This window comes from Amycolatopsis camponoti (genome assembly GCF_902497555.1).
GTDB classification, from domain to species: Bacteria; Actinomycetota; Actinomycetes; order Mycobacteriales; family Pseudonocardiaceae; genus Amycolatopsis; species Amycolatopsis camponoti.
The window spans coordinates 2,786,030-2,806,914 of record NZ_CABVGP010000001.1 but is presented as its reverse complement, the minus strand read 5'-3'; the positions used below and the strand labels follow the sequence as shown (position 1 = coordinate 2,806,914).

The 20,885-nt window shown below is 73.4% G+C and carries 21 protein-coding genes; 8 read left to right on the top strand and 13 right to left on the bottom strand.

The window, feature by feature from the left end; genetic code table 11:
- Window positions 1-82: 82 nt before the first annotated feature.
- Complete coding sequence (locus AA23TX_RS13345) at window positions 83-1,402, bottom strand: diguanylate cyclase domain-containing protein (protein ID WP_155542841.1); 1,320 nt, start codon at window positions 1,400-1,402, stop codon at window positions 83-85.
- A 207-nt stretch (window positions 1,403-1,609) separates the two neighbouring features.
- Here AA23TX_RS13345 and AA23TX_RS13340 point away from each other — a divergent pair, with 207 nt between their 5' ends.
- Together AA23TX_RS13340 and AA23TX_RS13335 are read left to right on the top strand one after the other, a co-directional pair.
- Window positions 1,610-2,092: a helix-turn-helix domain-containing protein gene (locus tag AA23TX_RS13340; RefSeq protein ID WP_155542840.1), complete on the top strand. Its 483-nt coding sequence runs from the start codon at window positions 1,610-1,612 to the stop codon at window positions 2,090-2,092.
- A 65-nt stretch (window positions 2,093-2,157) separates the two neighbouring features.
- Window positions 2,158-2,841 carry an SGNH/GDSL hydrolase family protein gene (locus tag AA23TX_RS13335; protein ID WP_155542839.1) on the top strand — a complete coding sequence of 228 codons (684 nt, stop codon included), beginning with the start codon at window positions 2,158-2,160 and terminating at the stop codon, window positions 2,839-2,841.
- A 12-nt stretch (window positions 2,842-2,853) separates the two neighbouring features.
- Here the strand turns inward: AA23TX_RS13335 and AA23TX_RS13330 are convergent, their stop codons facing one another.
- The 6 genes from AA23TX_RS13330 to AA23TX_RS13310 are packed head-to-tail and all read right to left on the bottom strand — an operon-like array spanning window position 2,854 to window position 5,230.
- Complete coding sequence (locus AA23TX_RS13330; protein ID WP_155542838.1) at window positions 2,854-3,417, bottom strand: alkaline shock response membrane anchor protein AmaP; 564 nt, start codon at window positions 3,415-3,417, stop codon at window positions 2,854-2,856.
- Window positions 3,414-3,941 (bottom strand): DUF6286 domain-containing protein, encoded by a 528-nt coding sequence (locus AA23TX_RS13325; protein ID WP_155542837.1) that lies wholly within the window; start codon window positions 3,939-3,941, stop codon window positions 3,414-3,416. The genes AA23TX_RS13330 and AA23TX_RS13325 overlap by 4 nt, the downstream gene beginning before the upstream one ends.
- Window positions 3,938-4,312, bottom strand: a complete 375-nt coding sequence (locus tag AA23TX_RS13320) for an Asp23/Gls24 family envelope stress response protein (RefSeq protein ID WP_439328756.1) — start codon at window positions 4,310-4,312, stop codon at window positions 3,938-3,940. Before AA23TX_RS13320 ends, AA23TX_RS13325 begins: the two co-directional genes overlap by 4 nt.
- A gap of 5 nt (window positions 4,313-4,317) precedes the next feature.
- Window positions 4,318-4,494 (bottom strand): hypothetical protein, encoded by a 177-nt coding sequence (locus AA23TX_RS49570; RefSeq protein ID WP_196425306.1) that lies wholly within the window; start codon window positions 4,492-4,494, stop codon window positions 4,318-4,320.
- Window positions 4,491-4,781 (bottom strand): hypothetical protein, encoded by a 291-nt coding sequence (locus tag AA23TX_RS13315; RefSeq protein ID WP_155542835.1) that lies wholly within the window; start codon window positions 4,779-4,781, stop codon window positions 4,491-4,493. Before AA23TX_RS13315 ends, AA23TX_RS49570 begins: the two co-directional genes overlap by 4 nt.
- The gene (locus AA23TX_RS13310; RefSeq protein WP_155542834.1) at window positions 4,778-5,230 is read right to left on the bottom strand and encodes an Asp23/Gls24 family envelope stress response protein; all 453 of its coding nucleotides are present in this window, start codon (window positions 5,228-5,230) and stop codon (window positions 4,778-4,780) included. Before AA23TX_RS13310 ends, AA23TX_RS13315 begins: the two co-directional genes overlap by 4 nt.
- Window positions 5,231-5,474: 244 nt before the next feature.
- On the opposite strand from AA23TX_RS13310, the gene AA23TX_RS13305 reads away from it, so the two are divergent.
- Entirely contained in the window at window positions 5,475-6,164 is a 690-nt protein-coding gene (locus AA23TX_RS13305; protein ID WP_155542833.1) for a winged helix-turn-helix domain-containing protein, read from the top strand.
- Entirely contained in the window at window positions 6,161-7,606 is a 1,446-nt protein-coding gene (locus AA23TX_RS13300; protein ID WP_196425305.1) for a sensor histidine kinase, read from the top strand. The genes AA23TX_RS13305 and AA23TX_RS13300 overlap by 4 nt, the downstream gene beginning before the upstream one ends.
- Here AA23TX_RS13300 and AA23TX_RS13295 read toward each other — a convergent pair.
- Window positions 7,572-8,651: a hypothetical protein gene (locus AA23TX_RS13295; RefSeq protein ID WP_155542832.1), complete on the bottom strand. Its 1,080-nt coding sequence runs from the start codon at window positions 8,649-8,651 to the stop codon at window positions 7,572-7,574. The two genes, AA23TX_RS13300 and AA23TX_RS13295, sit on opposite strands and share 35 nt — an antisense overlap.
- A 303-nt stretch (window positions 8,652-8,954) precedes the next feature.
- On the opposite strand from AA23TX_RS13295, the gene AA23TX_RS13290 reads away from it, so the two are divergent.
- Window positions 8,955-12,086, top strand: a complete 3,132-nt coding sequence (locus tag AA23TX_RS13290; RefSeq protein ID WP_196425304.1) for an AfsR/SARP family transcriptional regulator — start codon at window positions 8,955-8,957, stop codon at window positions 12,084-12,086.
- An 87-nt stretch (window positions 12,087-12,173) separates the two neighbouring features.
- Here AA23TX_RS13290 and AA23TX_RS13285 read toward each other — a convergent pair whose 3' ends face one another.
- From AA23TX_RS13285 to AA23TX_RS13275, 3 genes are all read right to left on the bottom strand, one after another.
- Complete coding sequence (locus AA23TX_RS13285; RefSeq protein WP_155542830.1) at window positions 12,174-13,022, bottom strand: SCO6745 family protein; 849 nt, start codon at window positions 13,020-13,022, stop codon at window positions 12,174-12,176.
- 143 nt (window positions 13,023-13,165) lie between these two features.
- Window positions 13,166-14,818 carry a serine-rich family protein gene (locus tag AA23TX_RS13280; protein ID WP_155542829.1) on the bottom strand — a complete coding sequence of 551 codons (1,653 nt, stop codon included), beginning with the start codon at window positions 14,816-14,818 and terminating at the stop codon, window positions 13,166-13,168.
- 55 nt (window positions 14,819-14,873) lie between these two features.
- Entirely contained in the window at window positions 14,874-15,713 is an 840-nt protein-coding gene (locus AA23TX_RS13275) for a hypothetical protein (protein WP_155542828.1), read from the bottom strand.
- A gap of 351 nt (window positions 15,714-16,064) precedes the next feature.
- Between AA23TX_RS13275 and AA23TX_RS13270 the strand changes: the two genes are divergently transcribed.
- The 3 genes from AA23TX_RS13270 (at window position 16,065) to AA23TX_RS13260 (ending at window position 18,203) form a co-directional block, all read left to right on the top strand.
- Entirely contained in the window at window positions 16,065-17,027 is a 963-nt protein-coding gene (locus AA23TX_RS13270; RefSeq protein WP_155542827.1) for a ferritin-like domain-containing protein, read from the top strand.
- A gap of 74 nt (window positions 17,028-17,101) precedes the next feature.
- Window positions 17,102-17,635, top strand: a complete 534-nt coding sequence (locus AA23TX_RS50110; RefSeq protein WP_230862471.1) for an SRPBCC family protein — start codon at window positions 17,102-17,104, stop codon at window positions 17,633-17,635.
- Window positions 17,636-17,768: 133 nt separating this feature from the next.
- Complete coding sequence (locus tag AA23TX_RS13260) at window positions 17,769-18,203, top strand: ATP-binding protein (protein ID WP_155542826.1); 435 nt, start codon at window positions 17,769-17,771, stop codon at window positions 18,201-18,203.
- A 254-nt stretch (window positions 18,204-18,457) separates the two neighbouring features.
- On the opposite strand, the gene AA23TX_RS13255 is transcribed toward AA23TX_RS13260, so the two are convergent.
- A complete protein-coding gene (locus AA23TX_RS13255) occupies window positions 18,458-19,129 on the bottom strand; it encodes a fasciclin domain-containing protein (protein ID WP_155542825.1) in 672 nt (223 codons plus the stop codon).
- 112 nt (window positions 19,130-19,241) lie between these two features.
- A complete protein-coding gene (locus AA23TX_RS13250) occupies window positions 19,242-20,828 on the bottom strand; it encodes a molybdopterin-dependent oxidoreductase (protein ID WP_196425303.1) in 1,587 nt (528 codons plus the stop codon).
- Window positions 20,829-20,885: the final 57 nt, after the last annotated feature.

Sequence of the window (20,885 nt, the reverse complement as noted above, 5' to 3'; positions counted from 1 at the left end):
GGCGCCGTCGTCCGGTCAGCCATCCGTTACCGCCGTCCGCGCGTGCCCGGTTCCGGGGGTTCCCCGGCACACCGGGCACCGGTCAACCCAGCGGGAAGGTCCGGCCCACCCAGGTCTCGGCTTCCTCGCCGGTCGCGTACGTCGGCAGGTACGGCCCGGACGCGACGACCACCCCGATGTCGAACAACAACCGCGCGTGCGCCTCGGAAAGGACTCCTCGGGCGCCCACCTTGATGCCGAGTTCCCCGGCTCGCTCGACCAGCTGGCGGATGGTGCGCACGGCCCGCTCCGGCGGGTCGTCGACCTCCAGCGCGTCGATGATCGCCCCCGTGAGCATCACCGCCGGCGCCGGTACGTCGAGGGCGGGCAGCAGCTCCAGCTCGGGCAGCCCCGTCACGTCGACGACGAACACCACACCCGCCCGGGCCAGCTCGCCGAGGGAACCGAGCAGGTCGCCGCGGTCGTCGAGCAGCGACGGGCCGTCCGTGCAGAGCATGAGGTGCCGGTGGCGGAGGCCGTTGCGGTCGAGCTCCCGGCCGACGAAGCGCACGAGGTCCCCGTCGATCGCCATCCGGCGGGGCAGGGTCAGGCAGACCGTGGGCGCGTCGTCGCCGAACCGGGCCCGCCACTCGCCGGCCGTGCGCAGCGTCTCGGTCAGCAGGTGCCGGCCGAGCGCCACGGTCATGCCGGTGGTTTCGGCCAGCGGGTGGAACAGCTCGGGCCGCAGCTCGCCGAGTTCCGGGTGGCGCCAGCGCAGCACGGCGTTGAGGGACGTGATGATCGCGGCGTCCGGGAGCACGACGTGCGGCCGGTAGACGACCGCCAGCTCCCCGGACTCCAGCGCGCCCGCGATGCCGCAGGCGAGGCGGTAGCGCTCGGCGTCCTCGTGCCCCGCCACCGGGTCGAACAGCACCCACCGGGTCCGGCCCAGCTCCTTCGCCCGGCGCAGTGCGACCTGCGCGGACCGGATCGCCTCCGCGGGCCGCGCTTGGTGGGTGCCGGCGAGGAAGATCCCGACGCTCGCACTGATCCCGACCCCCACTCCGTCCACATAGGACGGACGGCCCAGTGCGGCGATCACCGAGTCCGCCAGCTCCCCCGCCGACGCCGCGCCGTGTTCTCCCGGGACCGCGACGGCGAAGACGTCGCCGGGCAGCCGCGCGAGGACCGGACGGCCGTCGCGGAAGATCTCTCGCAGTGTTCGCGCCACCCCCGCGAGCAGCTCGTCGGCCGCGTCGAACCCGAGGCCGTCGCGCACGACGGCGAACCCGTCGAGGCCCACCAGCAGCACCGCGACCTGGCTTCCGGCGTCGGCCGACAACAGCGGCGCCAGCTCGCTTTCGAGCGCCGTGCGTCCGGGCAGCCCGGTCACCGCGTCGAGCGAGGCGGAGCTGTCGGACACCCGTCAGACACCTCCTAGTCCGGTGCTAGTCCCGTGCGCTCCCCGGCGGCGTCCGCACACCGGTTCCGGGCCGGGGCCAATCTACGGGGTCGGCCCGCGGGCGTGCCACTCCTCCACCGGCCGTCGCTCGGCGTGGATCCAGGATAGGGGCAAGGCTAATGTGTCCGTGCGCCCCGCCGCGGCGGCCGCGCGAGGAGAGGAGCGAAGGTGCAGCTGGATGCCGGTGCCTACCAGCGCATGCTCGGCGAGGAGCTGCGCCGGCTGCGCGAGGAGCGCGGCCTGACGCGCCGCGACCTCAACCACCGGCTGCACAGCGACCTTTCGCTGCAGACGCTCGCCACCTACGAGCTGGGTACCCGGCAGTGCTCGGTCGTCCGCCTCGTGGAACTGTGCCTGGCACTGGACGAGACGCCCGAAGCGCTGCTGGCCCGCGTCGGCCGGCGCTACTTCGGGACGTTCGGCACGACGGAGGCCCAGGGCGTCCGGGTCGACCTGCGGCGCGTCGTCCGGGCCCCGCACCAGGACCTGGCGCCGTTCCGCCGCTGGGCCGAGGGCAAGCTCGCCGAGTGCGACGACACGACCGGTGTCCCGCACGAGGTGCACCTGGACGCCCCGGCCCTGCGGCAGCTGGCGGAGCTGTGCGGGACGACGACCGCGAACCTCCTCGCCCGGATCCGCGCACTCGGCTGACTTCCGTCCCATCCACGGCCCGGCCGGCGGCGAATACCCGTGGACGCCGATCGGAAGGAGCGTGCGTGCCGAGTCGCACTTGGTCGGGCCGCCTGCTCGACGTGGCCTCCGCAGTCGTCCCCGGGATCGGCCGGGTGCGCGCGCAGAAGGAACCGTTCGCCCGGGCCTGGACGGAGGCCAACCGCGCCGCGCTCGGCTCGGGCCGGCCGCGGTGGGTCGCCCTCGGCGACTCGATGACGCAGGGCATCGGCGCCGAAGACGTCGGCGGCGGCTGGGTCCCGCGCCTGAACGCCCGCCTCGGCGAGCGGTTCGCGGTGGTCAACCTGTCGGCCTCCGGCGCCCGGATCGCCGACGTCCTCGACGACCAGCTGCCCCGGATGCTCGCGCTGCCTTCGCCACCGGCACTGGTGACGGTCCTGGTGGGCGCCAACGACATGCTGACCCCCGCCCGCCGCCGCGGTGCCCCGGACCGGTTCGCCGAGCTGCTCGACCGGCTCCCCGCCGGGCGTTCGGTGGTCGCCACGTTGCCGCAGGGCAACCCGGAAGCACGGGCGGTCAACGAACTCGTCGACACGGCGGCCGCCCGAGGCGACGTCCGCATCGCGGACCTGCGCGGCGGAGCGCTGGGGCCACTGCGCGGCAGCCTCGCCGCCGACTGGTTCCACCCCAACGACGTCGGCTACACCCGGATCGCGGGACTCTTCGAACCCCCGGTGCGCGCCGTCGCGGGTCGTGGGGAACCGGACTGAGCCACCCACCGGTCAGCCGACGCGGGATCCGCTCGTGGTGGTGAACCGGAGTTCGATGCGGGTGGCCAGGCTGTCGAGGTCGAGCGCCTGGCACAGCCGCGGGACTCCCTCGGCGTGGATGCGGCCGCGGATCCCCGTGGGGTCGCCGTCCTGCTCGACCGACACGACGACCTCGAGGACCGGGGCCTGCCGGGTGCCGGCGAGGGTCGCGGTGGCGTGGTGCACGCCGGGGTAGCCACGCAGCTCCTCGACGAACGGGACGACGGCGGCCCCGGCCGCCAGCTCGGTGGTGCCGTCGTCCGGGCTGTCGTCGAAGCGCCAGACGTGGCCGCGCGGCTTGCGGACCAGCTGGGCGGCCAGCCAGCGCAGACCGGCGAGGGCGAGGACGATCCCGGCGGCCGCGGCCGCGTACAGCACCCACGCCGGCGGCAGTGCGGTGCCGGGGACCAGGGGCCGGTCGGCGCCGAGCGCGGGCAGCCAGTGGAAGCGGATCGCGGCCGGCAGCGCGCCGGCCGCCATGAGCAGCAGGCCGAGGACGGCGATCAGGGTGCGGTTGAGCCGGGCGGGACGGTTCACGAGGTGCTCCTGGAGGTGCGGAGGCGGACCTTGACGGCCGGACGGCGAGCCGGGTCGACGCGGTCGATCCGGGCGGCGACCGCGGCGCGGACGGAGTCGGCGAGGCCGTCGGGCCGGGTCCGGTGTGTGGTGACGCGCACGCGGACGCCGCGGCGCCCGAGCTTGAGGCCGACCTTGTCGACGCCGTCCACCCGGGCCGCCGCCGCTCGCAGCGTGGCGCGGAAGCTCCGGCGCGACGCCCCGGAATCCGGTTCGCCGCGCAGCGGCAGCACCACCAGCGTGCCCGGGATCAGCGCGGCGGCCAGCAGCAGCAGGCCGACGACGGCCAGGACCCCGCCCGCGGCGACGACGGGGAAGTCGGCCCAGCGCAAGGTGTTCAGCCGGCGGGCGACGGCACCGTAGTCCAGCCAGGCGCGCTCGCCGAGGATCGTCTGCACGGCCACGATCGCGGCCAGCGCGCCGGCCGCGGTCAGCACCAGCGCGGCCAGCGTGGCCGGAACGCTCCGGCGCGGACGTCGTTTCACAGCACCCTCCTCGGTTCGCGGGCCGGCGCGTGCAGCGCGGTGACGGTGATGTCCACCCGCTGCACGGCGAGGCCGGTCAGTTCGGTCACGCGGTCGCGCAGGTGCGCGCGGGCCCGTTCGGTGGTGCGGGTGACCGAAGCCGGGTAGGTGATCGACAGGCGGGCGGCCAGCCGGACGGTGTCGCCGTCGACCTCGGCCGCCACCTTCACCGACCGGTCGGCGTCCTCGCCGCCCACCGCGATCCCCAGCACCCGGCCGGCCGCGCCGCCGACGTCGGTGAGCTCGCCCGCGGCGTGGGCGGCGATCCGTTCGACGACCCGCGCGGCCACGACCAGCTCGCCCCGGTCCTCGACCGGGATCGACGCGGTCACGCCGGTCACCCCCGGTCCCGGCCGAGCAGCTGCGACACGTCGAGCTTGCCGTCGAGGACCCGGCCGGCCAGCAGCCCGAGGGCGCCGAGCACGAAGACGGCCAGGAACGCGCCGAAGCCGCCGAACGCCACGGCGAGCCCGAGCGCGAGACCGGTCAGCAGTCCTGTCTGAGTGGCAGTCATGGAAACCTCCTTCGAGAAGTGGGTGGTTCGGCGACGTCGCCGACGAAGATCCGCACGGGCCGGTCGAGCGGGCCGGCCGCCGCGCGAACGGCGGCGGCCGCCGCCGCGACACTGGCCGGGTACCGGAGGACGACCCCGATCGTGACGGCGTCGTCGGCGATCCTGACCCCGGCGACGCGCCGGCCGGGCAGCAGCGTGGCGATCTCCCCGATCCGGCCGGCGTGCGGGCCCGCCACCTCGGGCAGGCCCGCCACCGCCTCGGCGATCGTGGCCGCGTCCGGCGTCACTGCACCCGGCCGGTGTCCGTGCCCGCGGTGTCGTCCTCGTCGGGCAGGTGCAGGTCGCCGACGCCGATGTTGACCTCGACGACCTCCAGGCCGGTCATCTGCTCCACGCCGGTGATCACGTTGCGCCGCACCGCGCGGGACACATCGGCGATCGAGACGCCGTACTCCACGACGATCTGCAGGTCCACGGCGGCCTGCTTCTCGCCGACCTCCACCGACACGCCCTGCCCGGCCGAGGCCGTGGCACCCGGGATGCGCTCGCGGATCGCCGAAAACGCGCGAGCGGCCCCACCGCCGAGCGCGTGCACCCCCGGCACCTCACGAGTGGCCAGCCCGGCGATCTTCTGCACCACGGTGTCGGCGATCGTCGTCGAGCCCTGGCTCGTGACCAAAGCGCCACCCTCCTTCGCCGCGGCGGCGACGGGAGCCTTCGTTGTCGTTTCGGCCATGGTGTTCCTCCGATGTCGTGACGAACGGTTACGCCACAGAGGACCCACGCTCACCGGGATCGTCACGGTCCCGTTCGTGTGAAGGGCCTCACCCGCTGGTGACCGTGACGAACGACCCGCGCCGGTGTCGTGCCCGCCGGGCCGTGTGACGAGACCGCACGGGTTCGCGACGGTTCGGCACGACTCACGACGAGCGCGACAGCCCACCCCTACGATCGGCACGCATGTCGATCACGGGAGGACCATGTCGCGCATCCTGCTCGTCGAAGACGACGCTGTCCTGGCCGAAGCGCTCACCCTCGCCTTGAAGGCGCTCGGGCACGACGTCGTCGTGGCGCCGACCGGGGAGCGGGCCCTGGAGGCGTTGTTCACCGACCGGCTCGACCTCGAGGTCGTGCTGCTCGACGTGATGCTCCCCGGCATGGACGGCTTCGAGGTCTGCCGCCGGATCCGCGCCCGCAGCCGCCTGCCGCTGGTGCTGCTGACCGCGCGCGGCGATCCGATCGACATCGTCGCCGGGCTGGAATGCGGCGCCGACGACTACGTGGTGAAACCGGCCGAACCGCGGGTGCTCGACGCGCGGATCAAGGCGATCGGACGGCGGGCGGTCACCGCGCACGGACCGTCGGCCGGCCTGCTGCGCGTCGGACGGCTGGAGATCGACGCGGGCGCGATGAGCGTGACCCGCGACGGCGTCGAGCTGGCGCTCACCGCCACCGAGATCCGGCTCCTCGTCGAGTTCGCCGAACACCCCAACCAGGTGCTGAGCAGGCAGACGCTCCTGAAACGGGTCTGGGACTACGGCTACGTCGGCGACTCGCGGATCGTGGACGCGGCGGTCGCGCGGCTGCGGGCCAAGATCGAGGACGACGCGGCGAATCCCGTTGTGCTGAAGACGGTGCGCGGGCTCGGCTACCGGCTGGTGGGCCCGTGAGGCGGCCGTCGTTCGGGCTGCGGACGAAAGTGACGGCGGCGGTCGTGCTGGTCACGGTGACGGCGACCGCGGTGATGGCCTTCACGGCGTCGAAGGTCCAGGAAGACGACGCCGTCGACAGCTTCGCCTACACCGCGAAGACGTCGTTCGGTGCCCTGTTCGAGCAGTCGTGGCGAGGACTCGAAGCGATGCTGGCGGGGCGGACCACCTTGACCGGCTTCAGCCGGGAAATGAGCGGCCGGACCGCGGAGTGGGCGCTGTTCACGAAGCGTCCCGACGGCTCGGCCGACCTGACGGAATACGCCTCGACCGATCTTTGGTACCGGCCGCATCCCGTGCCGGTCCGCGTCGGTGACCGGGAACGGATCGTGGCCCCGGTCGCCGACCGGGTCCTGGTCCGCACGGACAAGACGATGGACCTGCTCACGGCGATCACCGAGGACCCGGCGACCGGCAGGCGGCTGCTGGTGGTCAGCGGGAACTTCGCGGATTACTGGCTCGTCCAGTTCTTCGACCTCACCCCGCTCGACCTCGACCTGGCCGCGCAGCGGACGAAGCTGGTGTACATCGCGCTCGGGGTGACGGTGCTGGGGATCGCTGCCGCGGTGTTCGCCGCCTGGAACATCCAGCGGCCGGTGCGCCGGGTCGCGTCCGCCGCCCGCGAGCTGGGGGACGGCGCCTTCGACGTGCGGGTCCCGGTGCAGGGCCGGGACGAGCTCGCCGACCTCGCGGCGTCGTTCAACGTCATGGCCCGGCGGGTCAGCGAGTCGATCGAAGACCTGCGCACCAAGGACCGGCAGCAGCGGCGCTTCGTCGCCGATGTCGCCCACGACCTGCGCACCCCGCTCGCCTCGATGGTCGCCACGGTCGACACGCTCGACAGCGCCGTCCCCGAGACGCGGACCCGCGCGGCCGAACTGCTCGGCACGCAGGCGCGGCGGCTGGCGCGGCTGGTCGAGGACCTGCTGGAGATCTCCCGCTTCGACGCGGGTTCGGCGGACTTCCGCCCCGAGCTCGTCGACCTGCCCGCCCTGGTCGAGGACGCGATCGAGGTGAGCGTGCCGGACGCCGCCGTCGAGGTCACGAGCGCCGGCGACACGACCGTCTTCGCCGACCCGCGCCGCGTCCACACCGTCGTCGGCAACCTGCTGGTCAACGCCACCCGGCACGGCCGGACCCCGATCACCGTGTCGCTGACGGGAACCGCCGACGCCGTGACGATCCGGGTGGCCGACTCCGGCCCGGGAATCCCCGATGAGCTGCTGCCGATCCTGTTCGACCGGTTCGTCCGGGGCGACCAGGCGCGGCGGGCGACGGAAGGCAGCGGGCTGGGACTGTCGATCGCCCGGGAGAACACGCTGATCAACGGCGGGGAGATCACCGTGCACAACGACCACGGCGCGGTCTTCACCGTGCGTCTTCCACGGGAGTCACCAGCGTGAGCCCGCGCGGCGCGCAGCCGTCGAAGTACGGCATCGGGACGTGCGTGAGGACCAGCAGGAGCGCGGACAGCACGCCCACCCGGGACAGGCTCAGTTCGCGGCCGCCCAGGCAGAGCCACAGCACGAGCGCGAAGTTGGTCACCAGCAGGAAACCCCAGCGGGCGTCGTCCCAGCCGCCGAACGCGAGCAGCGCCGGCGCGGCGATCGCGGCGGCGGGCAGCGCGGCCGCGAGCGTCGGCCGGTGCAGGACCAGGAAGCCGCCGACCAGCAGGATCGCGATCGGGACCAGGTAGAGCAGCACGTTCGTGACGGAGTACAGCTGCCAGCTCTGGGCCTGCGTGCGGTCGAACAGGCTCAGCGCGTCGGCGCGGTAGGGGAAATCGGCGGTGGACAAGGTCTTCCGGAGCTGGTCGACGGCGCCGGGGGCGGCCGGCGGCAGGGCGAGGATCACCAGGCCGGCCACCGCAGGGGGCGCCAGCAGCACGCAAGCGCGCCGTGACGGGACCTTGCGCAGCAAGGCGAACCCGAACACCGGCAGCACGGTGAGCAGCGCGATTTCGTGCACCGCCACCGAAAGCGTCATGAGCGCGCTCGCGACCACCGGCCGGTTCCGGTGCGACGCCCACAACGCCGCGAACAGCAGCACGTACAGCACCTGGTCGAAGTAGCCGACCTCGTGGAACAGGTAGCCGCCGGTCGGCAGCAGCAGCCAGGCGACGACCACCAGCCGCCGGCTTTCGGTGCGGCCGCGGAAGAACGCGATGGCGACGGCCGTCAGCAGCGCGGCGAGGACGAGGAAGCTCGCGACCGCGCGGACCCGGTAGCCGGGCCCGAACGGGGACAGCAGCGTGCCGACGAGGAACCGCCGGTGGAACCCGCCGGTCAGGGAGACCGACTGCAGCGTCGCCGCCCACTCCCCCGGGAGCCGGAACCCGGTGTACGCGGCGACGCCGGCGGCGAGCGCGAACAGCGCCGTGACGCGCCGCCGTGGGGACTTCGCCGGGACGGTGACCGGGGCGGGGCCGCGGTCGAGCGAGGTGGTCATGGCGCCAAGCTAGGAACGGATCATGCGCCCGCCGCGACCGTCGCGCACCGGTTCCGCACGACTTCGCGACAGCGTCGCGGAAGCCGGACCCACCCCATGGAGTCCATTGTGGACTAACGAACCCCGGCCCGGTTTGCGATGCGCTCCAACGCGATCCGGGCTTGCCGCTACGATCACCGGGCCGCCGGACGCCGCCCGGCGCGGGTTCACGTGGCCGGCTTGCTCCGTTCGGACCAGCGACGTATCCCCGGACCGGGCCGGTGCTTCCTCATCACGGCGGAACGTGGCTGCGCGGAGGGCCGGATGGCGGATCGGCGGGCGCCGGGGATCGAGGTCCGGGTGCTGGGACCGTTCGAAGTCGAGGGCGGGGGCACCCCGCTCGACCCCGGCGGCCCGCGGCTGCGGGCGATGCTGGCGCTGCTCGCGGCCTACGCCGGCCGGCCGGTGAGCGTGCCGATGTTCGTGTCCCAGCTCTGGGGGCCCGAGCCGCCGCCGGACGCCGGGCGGACGGTCCGCACCTACGTCTCCCGGCTGCGCCGGGCGCTGCCGGCGCTGGCCGGGCTGATCAGCACCCGCACGCCGGGGTACGTCCTGCTCGAACCGGAAACCGTGGACGCGGTGCGGTTCCGGCGGCTGGCCCGCGACGGGCACGCGGCGCTGGCGGACGGCGCGGCCGAGGTCGCCCGCGAACGGCTGGCAGCGGCGCTGGGGCTGTGGCGCGGGACGCCCTACGCCGAGTTCGACGGGGTCGCCGCCCTGGAGATGGAGCGGACCCGGCTGACGCGGGAACGCCTCGACGCCGTGCAGGACCGGATCGACGCCGACCTGGCCGCCGGGCTCGGCGGGGAGCTCATCGCCGAGCTGACCGACCTGACCGCGGCGCACTCCGGGCACGAGCGGCTGTGGGGGCAGCTGATGACGGCCCTGTACCGCGCGGGCCGGCAGGCGGACGCGCTGGACGCCTTCCGGCGGGCGCGGCACGAGCTGGCCGAGCACGCCGGGGTGGACCCCTCCCCCGAGCTGACCGGCATCCAGCGCCGCGTCCTCGCCCACGACCCCCGGCTGCTGGCCGCACCCCGGCCGGCGCCGGCGCCGGCACGCCCGGCGCAGCTACCGCCCGCGGTGCCGGGGTTCACCGGCCGTCAGGGCGAGCTCGCCGCGCTCGACACCGCCACGGCGGATCCGGACACGGTCGCCGTTCTCGCGGTCTGCGGCACGGCGGGCGTGGGCAAGACGGCGCTGGCGGTCCGCTGGGCGCACCGCGTCGCCGCCCGGTTCCCGGACGGGCAGCTCTACGTCGACCTGCAGGGCTTCGACCCCGGCGGCGTGCTGGCGGCCGAGGAGGTCCTGCTCGGGTTCCTGACCGCGTTCGGCATCACCGACCGCCAGCCGGGCACGCTCGCGGGCCAGGTCGCGCTGTACCGCAGCCTGACCGCCGGGAAGCGCGTGCTGGTGGTGCTCGACAACGCTCGCGACGCCGCGCACGTCCGTCCGCTGCTGCCGGCCGGCGCGGGCAACGCGGTGGTCGTCACCAGCCGCGACGACCTGGTCGGCCTGGTGGCCCGCGACGGTGCGCGCCGGGTCGGGCTGGACGTGCTGGACCGCGACGAGGCGGTCGAGCTGCTCCGGCAGCTCATCGACGACCGGATCGCCGGGCCGGCGGAGCTCGAGGACCTGGCCGCGCACTGCGCCCGCCTCCCCCTCGCGCTGCGGGTCGCGGCCGAGCTCGTCGTCCGGCGCGGCCGGGTGGGTCTCGAGGACCTCGCCGACGAGCGGCGCCGCCTGGACCTGCTGGAGGCCGGGGCCGACGCCGCGACCGCCGTGCGAGCCGTGTTCTCCTGGTCGGAACGGCACCTGCCGCCCGCGGCGAACCGCCTGTTCTGGCTGCTGGGCCTGCATCCCGGCCAGGACGCCGACGGCGACGCGGTCGCCGCGCTCGCGGGTGTCGACGCCGAAGGCGGCCGGGAGCTGCTCGGCGTGCTGGAAAGCGCCCACCTCGTCGGGGCTTCCGGCCCGGACCGCTGGAAGATGCACGACCTGCTGCGGGCCTTCGCCCGGGAACGCGCGCACGAACGGCTCGCCGGACCCGAGCGGCAGAGCGCGCTGGGGAACCTCTACGAGTTCTACCTTTCGCACGCGCTGACCGCGATGGACGCCGTGTTCCCGGAAACGGTGCGGTGGCGCGGCGACGACACCGGGCCGGCCCGGCCGTCGTCGACGTCGGCCGCCGCCGCGAAGGCGTGGCTGGACACCGAACGCCTGACCCTCGTCGCGATCACGCGCACCGCGGACGGCGAACTCGCCGGCTACGCCGTCAAGCTGGCGCGGGCGATCGACCAGTACCTGAGCGTCGGCTACCACAACGCGGACGCGTTTTCCGTCCACCGGCGGGCACTCTCGGCGGCCGAGCGGCTCGGTGATCCGGCCGGGCAGGCGCGCGGGCTGCTGGAGCTCGGGCGCTCGCACGCCCGCTCGGGCGCCTACGGGGAGGCCGACGACCACTACCGGCGCGCGCTGGCGGTGTTCCGGCGGCTCGGCGACCGCGCCGGGGAGGCGCGGACCCTGATCGCGCTGGGCCACAACGAAGGCCGGGCCCGCCGTCACCAGGAGGCGCTGGCCGGCTACGGCCGGGCGCTCACCCTCAGCCGGGAGATCGGCGACCGCGGGCAGGAAGCCGTGGCGCTGGCCAGCATCGGCCAGGTGCAGCACAGCCTGGGCCGGCACGAGGAAGCGGTGTCGTGCTTCCGGCAGGCCGCCGTGATCTACGAGGAGACCGGCCAGCGCGTCGGTCAGGGCCGGATCCTCAACGACCTCGGCAACGTCCTGCAGAGCCACGGGCGGCTGCCGGAAGCCTACGACCACCACCGGCGCGCCCTGCTGATCCTGCACGACATCGGCGACCGCGCGGCCGAGTCGGTCGCGCACACCGACCTCGGCCGGATCCTCTCCCGGTGGGACCGGCACACCGAAGCCCTCGAGCACCACCACCGGGCGCTCGCGGTGTTCCGGGAGATCGGCGACCCGGTCGGCGAGACGGAGGTGCTGGTCAACCTCGGCAGCGCCTACGAGCGCATGAGCCGGTACGCCGAAGCGGGCGACGCGCACCAGCAGGCCCAGGCCCTGGCCGCGAAGCTCGGCGACCGCCGGCTCGAATGCACCGCGCTCGACGGGCAGGGCCGGGTGGCCTCCGCGACCGGCCGGAGCACCGAGGCCCTCGGGTACCACGACCAGGCCCTGAAGCACGCGCGGGCGATCGAAGACCGCGAGCAGGAAGCCCGATCGCTGGACGGGATGGCCGCGGCCCACGCCCGAGCCGGCGCGGGGCCCGAGGCGCACCGGCTGTGGTCGGCGGCGCTCCGGATCTACGACGACCTGCGCATGCCGGAAGCCGCCGAGGTCCGCCAACGCCTCCACGGGACACCCGCGGCCGATTAGCGAGCGAAGCCGGCGTCGAGGTCCGGCTTGGACTGCTGGGGCTAGATCGTCCTTTGTGGACAGTGTAGAGCCGGTGCCCTTGTCCCGCTATTGCCGCGCGAGCGCCCAGGGCATGAGTTCCTCGGCCAGCGCCCGGCTGAACGGGCGGACCAGCGTCTGCAGCTCCGCGCAGGCGGCCTCGCCGACGTGGGCGTACGGCCGCACGCTGTTCTCGTCGGTCGCCTGCTCGATGTCCGCTCGGCGGGCCGCGCCGGCGGGTGTGAAGGTCGGGTCGGCGTCGTCGGTGAGCCAGTCTCGCTCGCGCAGGCCCGCGACGGCCCGGGTCCAGTCGTCCTCGGACCAGGCCCGGGAGGTGCGCAGGGTCTCGGCGGGGACGGCACCGGAAGCGGCGTGGGTGACGAGGGCTTCGATGCCGCTCAGGCCGGCCGTCAGGAGGGCGGCCACGTGGGCGTCGCCGCGGTACTCCCGCAGCAGGGTCTGGGCGTGCCACAGGACCAGGTGGGGCTCGGTGGGCCACGGCAGCGCCGCGTGGGCGGCGAAGAGCGGGCGGCCGGTGACGTCGCCGGCGACCGTCTCGGCGGCTTCCCGCAGGAGCGCGGCGGCCCGGCGCATTTCGGGCGAGGTGACGGCGTCGCCCAGGATGCCGCGCAGCGCCTGGTCGGCGCCGGCGTAGCGCGCGGCGAGGACGGCGGCCGGGTCGGTGGCGGACCAGGCGGCGGTGATCGACTCCCGGACGAGGGCCGGGCTGAAGTTGTAGAAGGTCGCGACCACGACCGGCGCCGGGACCGCGCCGAGCGCCGCCGACCGCGACGCGAAGTAACCGGCGCGGCCGGTGAGCCCCAGCTCCCCGTACGCCGCGGCGGCTTCCGGGGCGAAGTAGATCATTCCGTGGTAGGGCTCGAGGAATCGCCAGGTCAGCCGCGCCGCTTCGATCACCGGGTCAACATACCATCCGGTCGGTACGGCGTGGGGTCTCTCGGCTTCTTCTTCAGGAAGAGGCCCGGGCGGCCGGATCGCCACCGTGAAACGGAGCGGGGCACCGGAATCCGGTGCCCCGCTCCTCGTTCTCCCGTGAACCGTCAGACGGTGTGCGGGGTGTGCGCGACGGTGTTCCAGCCCGAGGCGTGGACACCGGCGTCGCCGCCGTTGCCCGCCCAGCCCGAGTTCCCGCCATTGGTGTTGCTGGTGTTCCAGGCGTCACCAGTCGTGCCGGTGGCGCCGGTGTCACCCGAGTTGCCCGAGGTCACCGTGGTGGCCGACTTCGTGCCGTTCTCGTGCTTCCAGCCACCGTGGTGGCACGGGCCGGAGTGGCGGCCCTGCTGCTCGTGCCCGCGGGTCGACGTGACGGCGGTGTTGCCGCCGGTCGAGCCCGAGTCGCCCGAGTTGCCGGATGTGCCACTCACCGCGTTGTTGTGGCTGGTCGCGTTCCCGGCATCGCCGGAATCGCCACCGTTACCGCCCTTCGCGATGCCGGTCACGACACCCAGAACACCTTGCTCGTGCCGCTTCCAGCCATGCCCACCGTTCTTCGTGACGGAGTTCTGACCGGTGCTGACGACAGCGGCGTCGCCACCGTTGCCCGCCCAGCCCGAGTTCCCGCCGGTGGTGGTGCTCCAGTTGCCCGCGTCACCGGTCGAACCGGTGGCGCCGGTGTCACCCGAGTTGCCCGACGTCACCGTGGTGGCCGACTTCGAACCGTTCTCGTGGTTCCAGCGGTTGCCCTGGCCACCCAGGGTCCACACGACGGCGCTGTTGCCGCCGGTGGAACCGGAGTCGCCCGAGTTGCCGGAGTTCCCGGTCACCGCGTTGTTGTGGCTGGTCGCGTTCCCGGCGTCGCCGGAATCGCCACCGTTACCGCCCTTGGCGGTGCCGGTCACGACACCCAGGACGCCGGTACGGCCGCCCTGCTTGTGCCCACCGTTGTTCGTGACGGAGTTCTGACCGGTGCTGACGACAGCGGCGTCGCCACCGTTGCCCGCCCAGCCCGAGTTCCCGCCGGTGGTGGTGCTCCAGTTGCCCGCGTCACCGGTCGAACCGGTGGCGCCGGTGTTCCCGGAGTGGCCCGAGGACACCGTGGTGGAGCACTGCGCCAGCAGGCAGAGGCCGTAGGCGCTGTTGCCGCCGGTCGAGCCGGAGTTCCCGGAGTTGCCCGAGTTCCCCGACACCGCCGAGTTGCCGCTGGTGGCGTTCCCGGCATCGCCGGAACTGCCGCCGTTGCCGCCCTTGGCGGTGCCGGTCACCGAGCCGAGCACTCCGCTCACGCCGCGGGCGCCCCGCGAGTCCGCGGTGTTCTTGCCCGACGCCGCCGTCGTCCCGGAGCCGCCGTTGCCGGCGTTCCCGGAGTTGCCGCCGGTGGTGGTGCTGGTGTTCGAGGCGTTCCCGGTCGAGCCGGTCGCGCCCGTGTTCCCGGAGTTGCCCGAGGACACCGAGGTGCTGCACTTGGCCAGCACACAGACGCCGTAGGCGCTGTTGCCGCCGGTCGAGCCGGAGTTGCCCGAGTTGCCGGAGTTCCCGCTGACCGCGTTGTTGCTGCTGCTCGCGTTCCCGCCGGTACCCGAGTCGCCACCGTTACCGCCGGAAGCGGTGCCGGAAACGACCGAGTGCAGCGTGGTGCCGAGCCCGCCCAGCGGGCCCGAGTTCCCGGTGTCCGCACTGGCCACCGCTGATCCCAGCAGGACGAACCCGCCGGAGATGAACGCGGCGGTCAGGCCGCGTCGCACGTACTTGTGCATGACTTCCCTTTCCTGCTCTCTGTCCATTGTGGATTTTGAGGGTGGAAAGGGTGCGTCAGCTCGGGTGGTCGTTTCCGAAGCAGACCAGCCAGTACAGCGACGGCGGACCGCCGGGTGGGGCACGCCAGGAGCGGCCGGTGCCGATTTCGCGGGTCCCCGAGGCCGGCACGGCGAACTCGCCACCGTGCTGACCGCCCGGGCTCGCCGACATCGAACCGCTCAAGCCGGTCGGACCTTCCGGCACACCGCCCCCGCCGGATCCGGACATCGGATCGGCGCTCGTCACGTCCGAAGCCGATTTTCCGGCACCGGGCCGGGAATCGACCTGGTGGTCGTGACGAGGCTGTACCCGGCCTTGCGCCGGCATGGCCGGAACACCCGGACCGGCCACCACCGGCGACGGGCCGGAGTCCCCGCGCGGCGTGAGCCGGGCGGGGTGCCCGGTCACCGGCGTGACCCCGTGATCGGCCCCGATCGCCCGGACCACCGGTGCGAGCACCGGGGACACCGCGCGCAGAACCGGCTCGGTGACCGGCCGCAGAGCCGACAGCACCGGCTCCGCCGACCGCAGCACCGGCCGGGTGACCGGTGCGATCACCGGCTCGAGCACACGCGTCACCGGCGTCACCACCGGAGCCACCTGCGACGTCACCGCGTGCACCGGGCCCGTGACCGGCGCGAGCGCCGAGCCGGCGGGCTCGAGCACGTGGTGGGCCGCATGCCCGGCTCGGCCGAGCAGACCGGGCCGGGCCGGTGGCGCGCCTTCCGACGCGTCCGCGGCACCCGACACGGCCAAGGCCAGCAGGGTGAACCCGAACAACGCGCCGGCCACGACGAGCACCCGCAGCAAGAGCGAGTGCCCGGCCGACGCGTCATTCGTCAGGGAAGTATCCATCCATCTCACCCCCCTTCGAGTGTGGACTTCACCGTCGGTCGTGTTTCGGCGCGATTGCCGTCACCGGATTGGGTGTAAATCGAAGTTTTTTCTTTCACTCAAATAAGGTTTGCTACCGCTGGGTAGCGGGTAACTTTCGGGGTTTTCGTGCCGCGAAAGGCACGAAACGCCCAGGCCGAACACTCTCCGTGGCGCATTCCGGGGTGGCGCGGGAAAACCCGCTCGGGGGATCAACCCATCCACGGGGCGCACAGCCCCGAACGCGCACTGTCCACGCAGGATCCGTCCCGCCCCCGCGAACCGGCGGTGGGCAACGCCCGCCGTCCGTGCGGGCGGGTCAGGAGATCACCCGTGTTTGGCAAGCGCTATGCCGCGTCGATGATCAACCGCAGTGCCGAGAACGACCAGGACCGCCGCCACTTCCTCAAGGCGGCCGGGATGACCGGCCTCGGGGTCGTCGGAGCGGGTGCCCTCGGCGGGCTCGCCGCCGACCCCGCGGCCGCCGCGACGGCCCGGCCGGCCGCCGCCGAAGCCGCGGCCGGCGGGGTCAGCGACGGCGCCGTCCTCAACTTCGCCCTCAACCTCGAATACCTCGAAGCCGAGTTCTACCTGCACGCCGTCACCGGCCGGGGCCTCGCCGACGCCATGACCACCGGCACCGGCACCCGCGGCGGCGTCACCGGCGGCCGCGCCGTCCGGTTCCAGACCAAGGCGGCGCGCCAGTACGCGCAGGAAATCGCCTCGGACGAGAAGGCCCACGTCCAGTTCCTGCGCACGACCCTCGGCTCGGCCGCGGTCAGCCGGCCCGCGATCGACCTGCAGGCCAGCTTCACCGCCGCCGCCCAGGCGGCCGGACTCGTGAAGCCGGGCCGCAGCTTCGACGCCTTCTCCTGCGAGGAGAACTTCCTGCTCGCCGCGTTCCTGTTCGAGGACGTCGGCGTCACCGCCTACAAGGGCGCGGCGCCGCTGATCAGCAACAAGACCTACCTGGAGGCGGCGGCGGGCATCCTCGCGGTCGAGGCCTACCACGCGGCCAACATCCGCAGCGCGCTCTACCAGCGCGGCCAGGCCGCGGCGACGATCAAGCTGTCCAACGCGCGCGACAGCCTCGACGGACCGACCGACGACGACCAGGGCGTCGTCGACGGCCACGGCCAGGCCAACATCGTGCCGACCGACGCCAACGGCATCGCCTACAGCCGCTCCCCCGGCCAGGTCCTCAACATCGTGTACCTGACCACCAAGGCGGCCAAGTCCGGCGGGTTCTTCCCCAAGGGCGTCAACGGCGAGGTGAACACCAGCGCCGCGAACTGACCCGGTGCGGGTGCCGGACCGCTGTCGGGGCGGTCCGGCACCCGGCCGTGCTACGAATGTGGTGGAGGTCGGTGATGTTCGGTTTCGGAGTCGCGCCTTTGCCGGCGGAGCGCACCGGCGCCGCGGCGGGTGACGACCTCGTGCCCCGCCCCGACGTCGTCATGGACCGCGGCTTCACGCTGCCCGCGCCGCCCGAGCGGGTCTGGCCGTGGTTCGCCCAGCTCGGCAAGAACCGCGCCGGGTGGTACCTGCCCGCCTGGATCGAAGCGGTCGTGCCCCGGCGCCGCCGGGCGTTGCGCCGGCTCGACCCGGCGCTGCAGCGGCTCCGCCCCGGTGACGTCATCGACGACTGGGGCGGCCGCGACGCGACCTTCGAGATCGTCACCCACGACCCGCCGCACACCCTCGTGCACCGCTCCACCCGCGGCCGGCTCGAGATCAGCTGGGCCATCCACCTCGTCGCCGCGGGCGGCGGCACCCGGGTCCACCTCCGGTTCCGCCTGAGCGGCGCCCGCCACCCCCGCCTCGTCGAGTACGGCGGCGGGCTCGTCGACCTGCTGACCGTGGCCGGTCTCGCGGCCGGGCTCCGCGAACGCGTCACGCGGTGACCGGCCCGCGTTCAGTCCACTGTGGATTCGTCGCCGCCGGGTAGCCGCTCCGCCGCGAAGTGACACCAATCCGGTCGCGGCGCTGACCCGAACCACGAACTGGACGGGTGTCGAGGGAAGGACGGGGCCGGCGATGGACTTGGACGAGGAGCTGGCCCGGTTGACCCGCCGGGTCGCCGGGGCGGCCGAAGCCGTGGTCGGCCTGCGCGATCGTCCGGACCTGCGGGTGGTCCGCTCGCTCGTCGCCGAGTCGCTGACCTTCGGGGCCTCTTCCGATGACCGGTTCGGTGGAGTCCTGCTCGTGATCGACGAACTGGTCGGCAACGCCTACCAGCACGCGTCCGCGGTGCGCGACCTGCACGTCGCCCGTACCGCCGAGAACCTGCTGGTCGAAGTCGGGGACGGGGATCGGGACGTCACGGCCGTGCGCGCCTGCCGCGCGGGATCCGGCCGGTTCGGGCTCCGGCTGGTCGGCCAGCTGTCCCTCGAGTGGGGCGTACGCGCCGACCGCGACGGGAAAGTGGTCTGGGCGCTCGTGCCGATCCGGGAGTTCCCCGCCGGTCCTTGAGCGCGGCCACGCTCGTCGCGAAGGGCCGGCCGCCGCCACGGCCCTGGAGTGATCCGGCACTGGCGACGGCCGGCGGGACGCCGCCGCTTCGGCGTCCCCGGCGGCGGATTTCGTGCGCTCCGCCGCCGGACCAGGGACGCTGTCCGAGCCGGGGTTCGGCGCGGACAGCGAAGGACGGCCGCCCCGGGCTCCAGGAGGTCGCGGAGCCGGGGCAGCCGTCCGGTGCCGGCCGCCCGTCGGCGGCCAAGCCGGTGTTACTTGTTGGTGCCCGGGGTGAGCACCTTGTCGATCACGAAGACCGTGGCGTTCTTCGTCGGGATGTTGCCGCACAGGATCTTCGCGCCGTTGACGGTCATGTTCTCGCCCGAGCCCTCGATCTTCAGCGGCCCACCCGCGGCGTTGAGCGAGTCCAGCGTGCCGGCCGACTCGAGACCCTTGGCGTCGTACCGCTTGCCGACCACGTGGTACTGCAGGATCGGCGACAGCTCCGCCGGCTTGCCCGCCAGCTCGGCGAACTTCGCGTCACCCAGCGCCGCGAACGCCGGGTCGGCCGGCGCGAACACCGTGATCGCCGGCGCGCTGTTGAGCGTGTCGACCAGGTTGGTCGCCTTCACGGCCGCGACCAGCTTGGTCAGCAGCGGGTTCGTCGACGCCGCCGACGCGACGGGCTGCGGGCCCATCGAGTCCAGCGAACCCGGCGCGGAGCCCTGCGGCAGCTGCGAACAGGCCGGGCCGAACACGTCGGCGTTGGTGGTCACGCCGGTGGACGCGGCCGAGTCGGCCGAAGACGACGGGGCGGCCATCGACGAAGTCGGGGCGGGGGCGCTGGAGCTGCCCGAAGAAGCGGTGTCGCTGCCGCTGCACGCGGTGAGGGTCAGCGCGGCGGCCGCGGTCAGGCCGATTCCGGCAATACGAAGGTTACGCACGAGATTCACTCCAATTGATTACGCGGCTGAGGCGACCTTTTTCGGTTTCCGCCTCTGTTACCGGTTATTCGGGACTCCGGGCGAGCCGGATTGGTGGTTCGGGAAGAAATTTTCAGGCGGCCGTGAACGTGACGTTGTGCCAGCCGGTCGCACCGTCGGGCACGGTGCCCGCGCGCATGTCGGTCTGGGTGTAGCCGGACTTGTCGGTGGCGCGGCAGAACACCTGGTGCACCCCGGACGGGATGTCGAGCTCGGTCCACCACATCCGCCAGGTGTTCAGGTTGACCTCCTGCGACAGCGTCGTCTCCTGCCACGGACCCTGGTCGACGCGGACCTCGACCTTCTCGATCCCGGTGTGCTGCGCCCACGCCACGCCCGCCACCCGCACCTTTCCCGTGCGGACATTGGCGAAACCGCGGTGGGAGTCGATCCGCGACTCCGTCTTGATCGGCGCCTCCTGGCTCCAGCCGCGCTTGAGCCAGTACGCCTGGCGCGCGGCCCACGTCGTGACCTCGATGTCCACGACCCACTTCGTCGCCGACACGTAACCGAAGAGCCCCGGCGTGACCAGCCGGGCCGGGAACCCGTGTTCCAGCGGCAGCGGCTCGCCGTTCATCCCGATCGCGAGCATCGCGCCGCGGGCGCGGTCCTGCGCCGCGGCGACCGGCGTGCCCGAGGTCCAGCCGTCGACGCTGGTGCAGAACAGCTGCTCGGCACCGGGTTTCACGCCGGCTTCGGCGAGCAGGTCGGCCAGGTCGACACCGATGAAGTTCGACGTCGACACGTAGTCCCCGCCGACCTCGTTGGACACGCACGTCATGGTGACCGTGCGCTCGACGAGCGGCCGGGTGCGGATGTCGTTGTAGCTGAACCGGATTTCCCGGTCGACCATGCCGTGCAGGCGCAGGCTCCAGTCCTCGGTGCGCACCTGCGGGACCGACAACGCGGTGTCCACGCGGTAGAACTTGTCGTTGGGCGTGAGGAAGGGCGGGGTGCCCAGCTTCGAGAAGTCCGCGTCGGCCGGGATCGTCGGCGCGGTGCGCGCCGGGACCAGCTTGCCGACCGCTTCCCGGGACGCGGTGGCGTCGCGCGACGAGCTGATCAGCCGGCCGCCCAGGCCCGCCGCGCCGGCGCCGACGACCACGCCGGCGCCCCCGAGCAGGAACGCCCGCCGCGACGTGCCGGTCTTTTCGCCGGAGTCCGGCTCCCGCCACACGCGCGGCGCGATGCGGTGCAGCAGCAGGAAAACGGCGATGCCCACGACCAGGCTGGCGATCGGGGCCAGCAACGCCACGAACGTCAGGTCCGGACGCTGGTACACGGCGAAGGCGCCGACCAGGCCGAACAGGGCGATCAGCACGGTCCCGGGCACCGGCGACCGTCGCGAAAGGACACCCGCCAGCGCGGCGACCCCCACCATCACCACGGCCATGCTGCCCAGGAGCACCAGCTTGTCGTAGGTGCCGAAGGTGCGGACGGCGAAGTCCTTCAGCTCGATCGGCGTGAGGTCGATGGCGCCGTTGCCCACCGCCAGGTAGGGCGAGGCGTTGATGTTGATGAAGCCCGCCACGAGGTGCCCGGCGGCCAGCGCGGCGGCGAGGGCGAGGACACCGGTGAACGCGGCCGCGAAGAACCGGAGCCGTGTCCGCCGGGGCGGAGCGGGACTGTCGGGTGGGAGCGTCACTGAGGGAGCGGCCATGTCCCGTATTCGGCCCTGGTCTCGTGAGGTATGGGTCCTGTGACCACACCGACACCG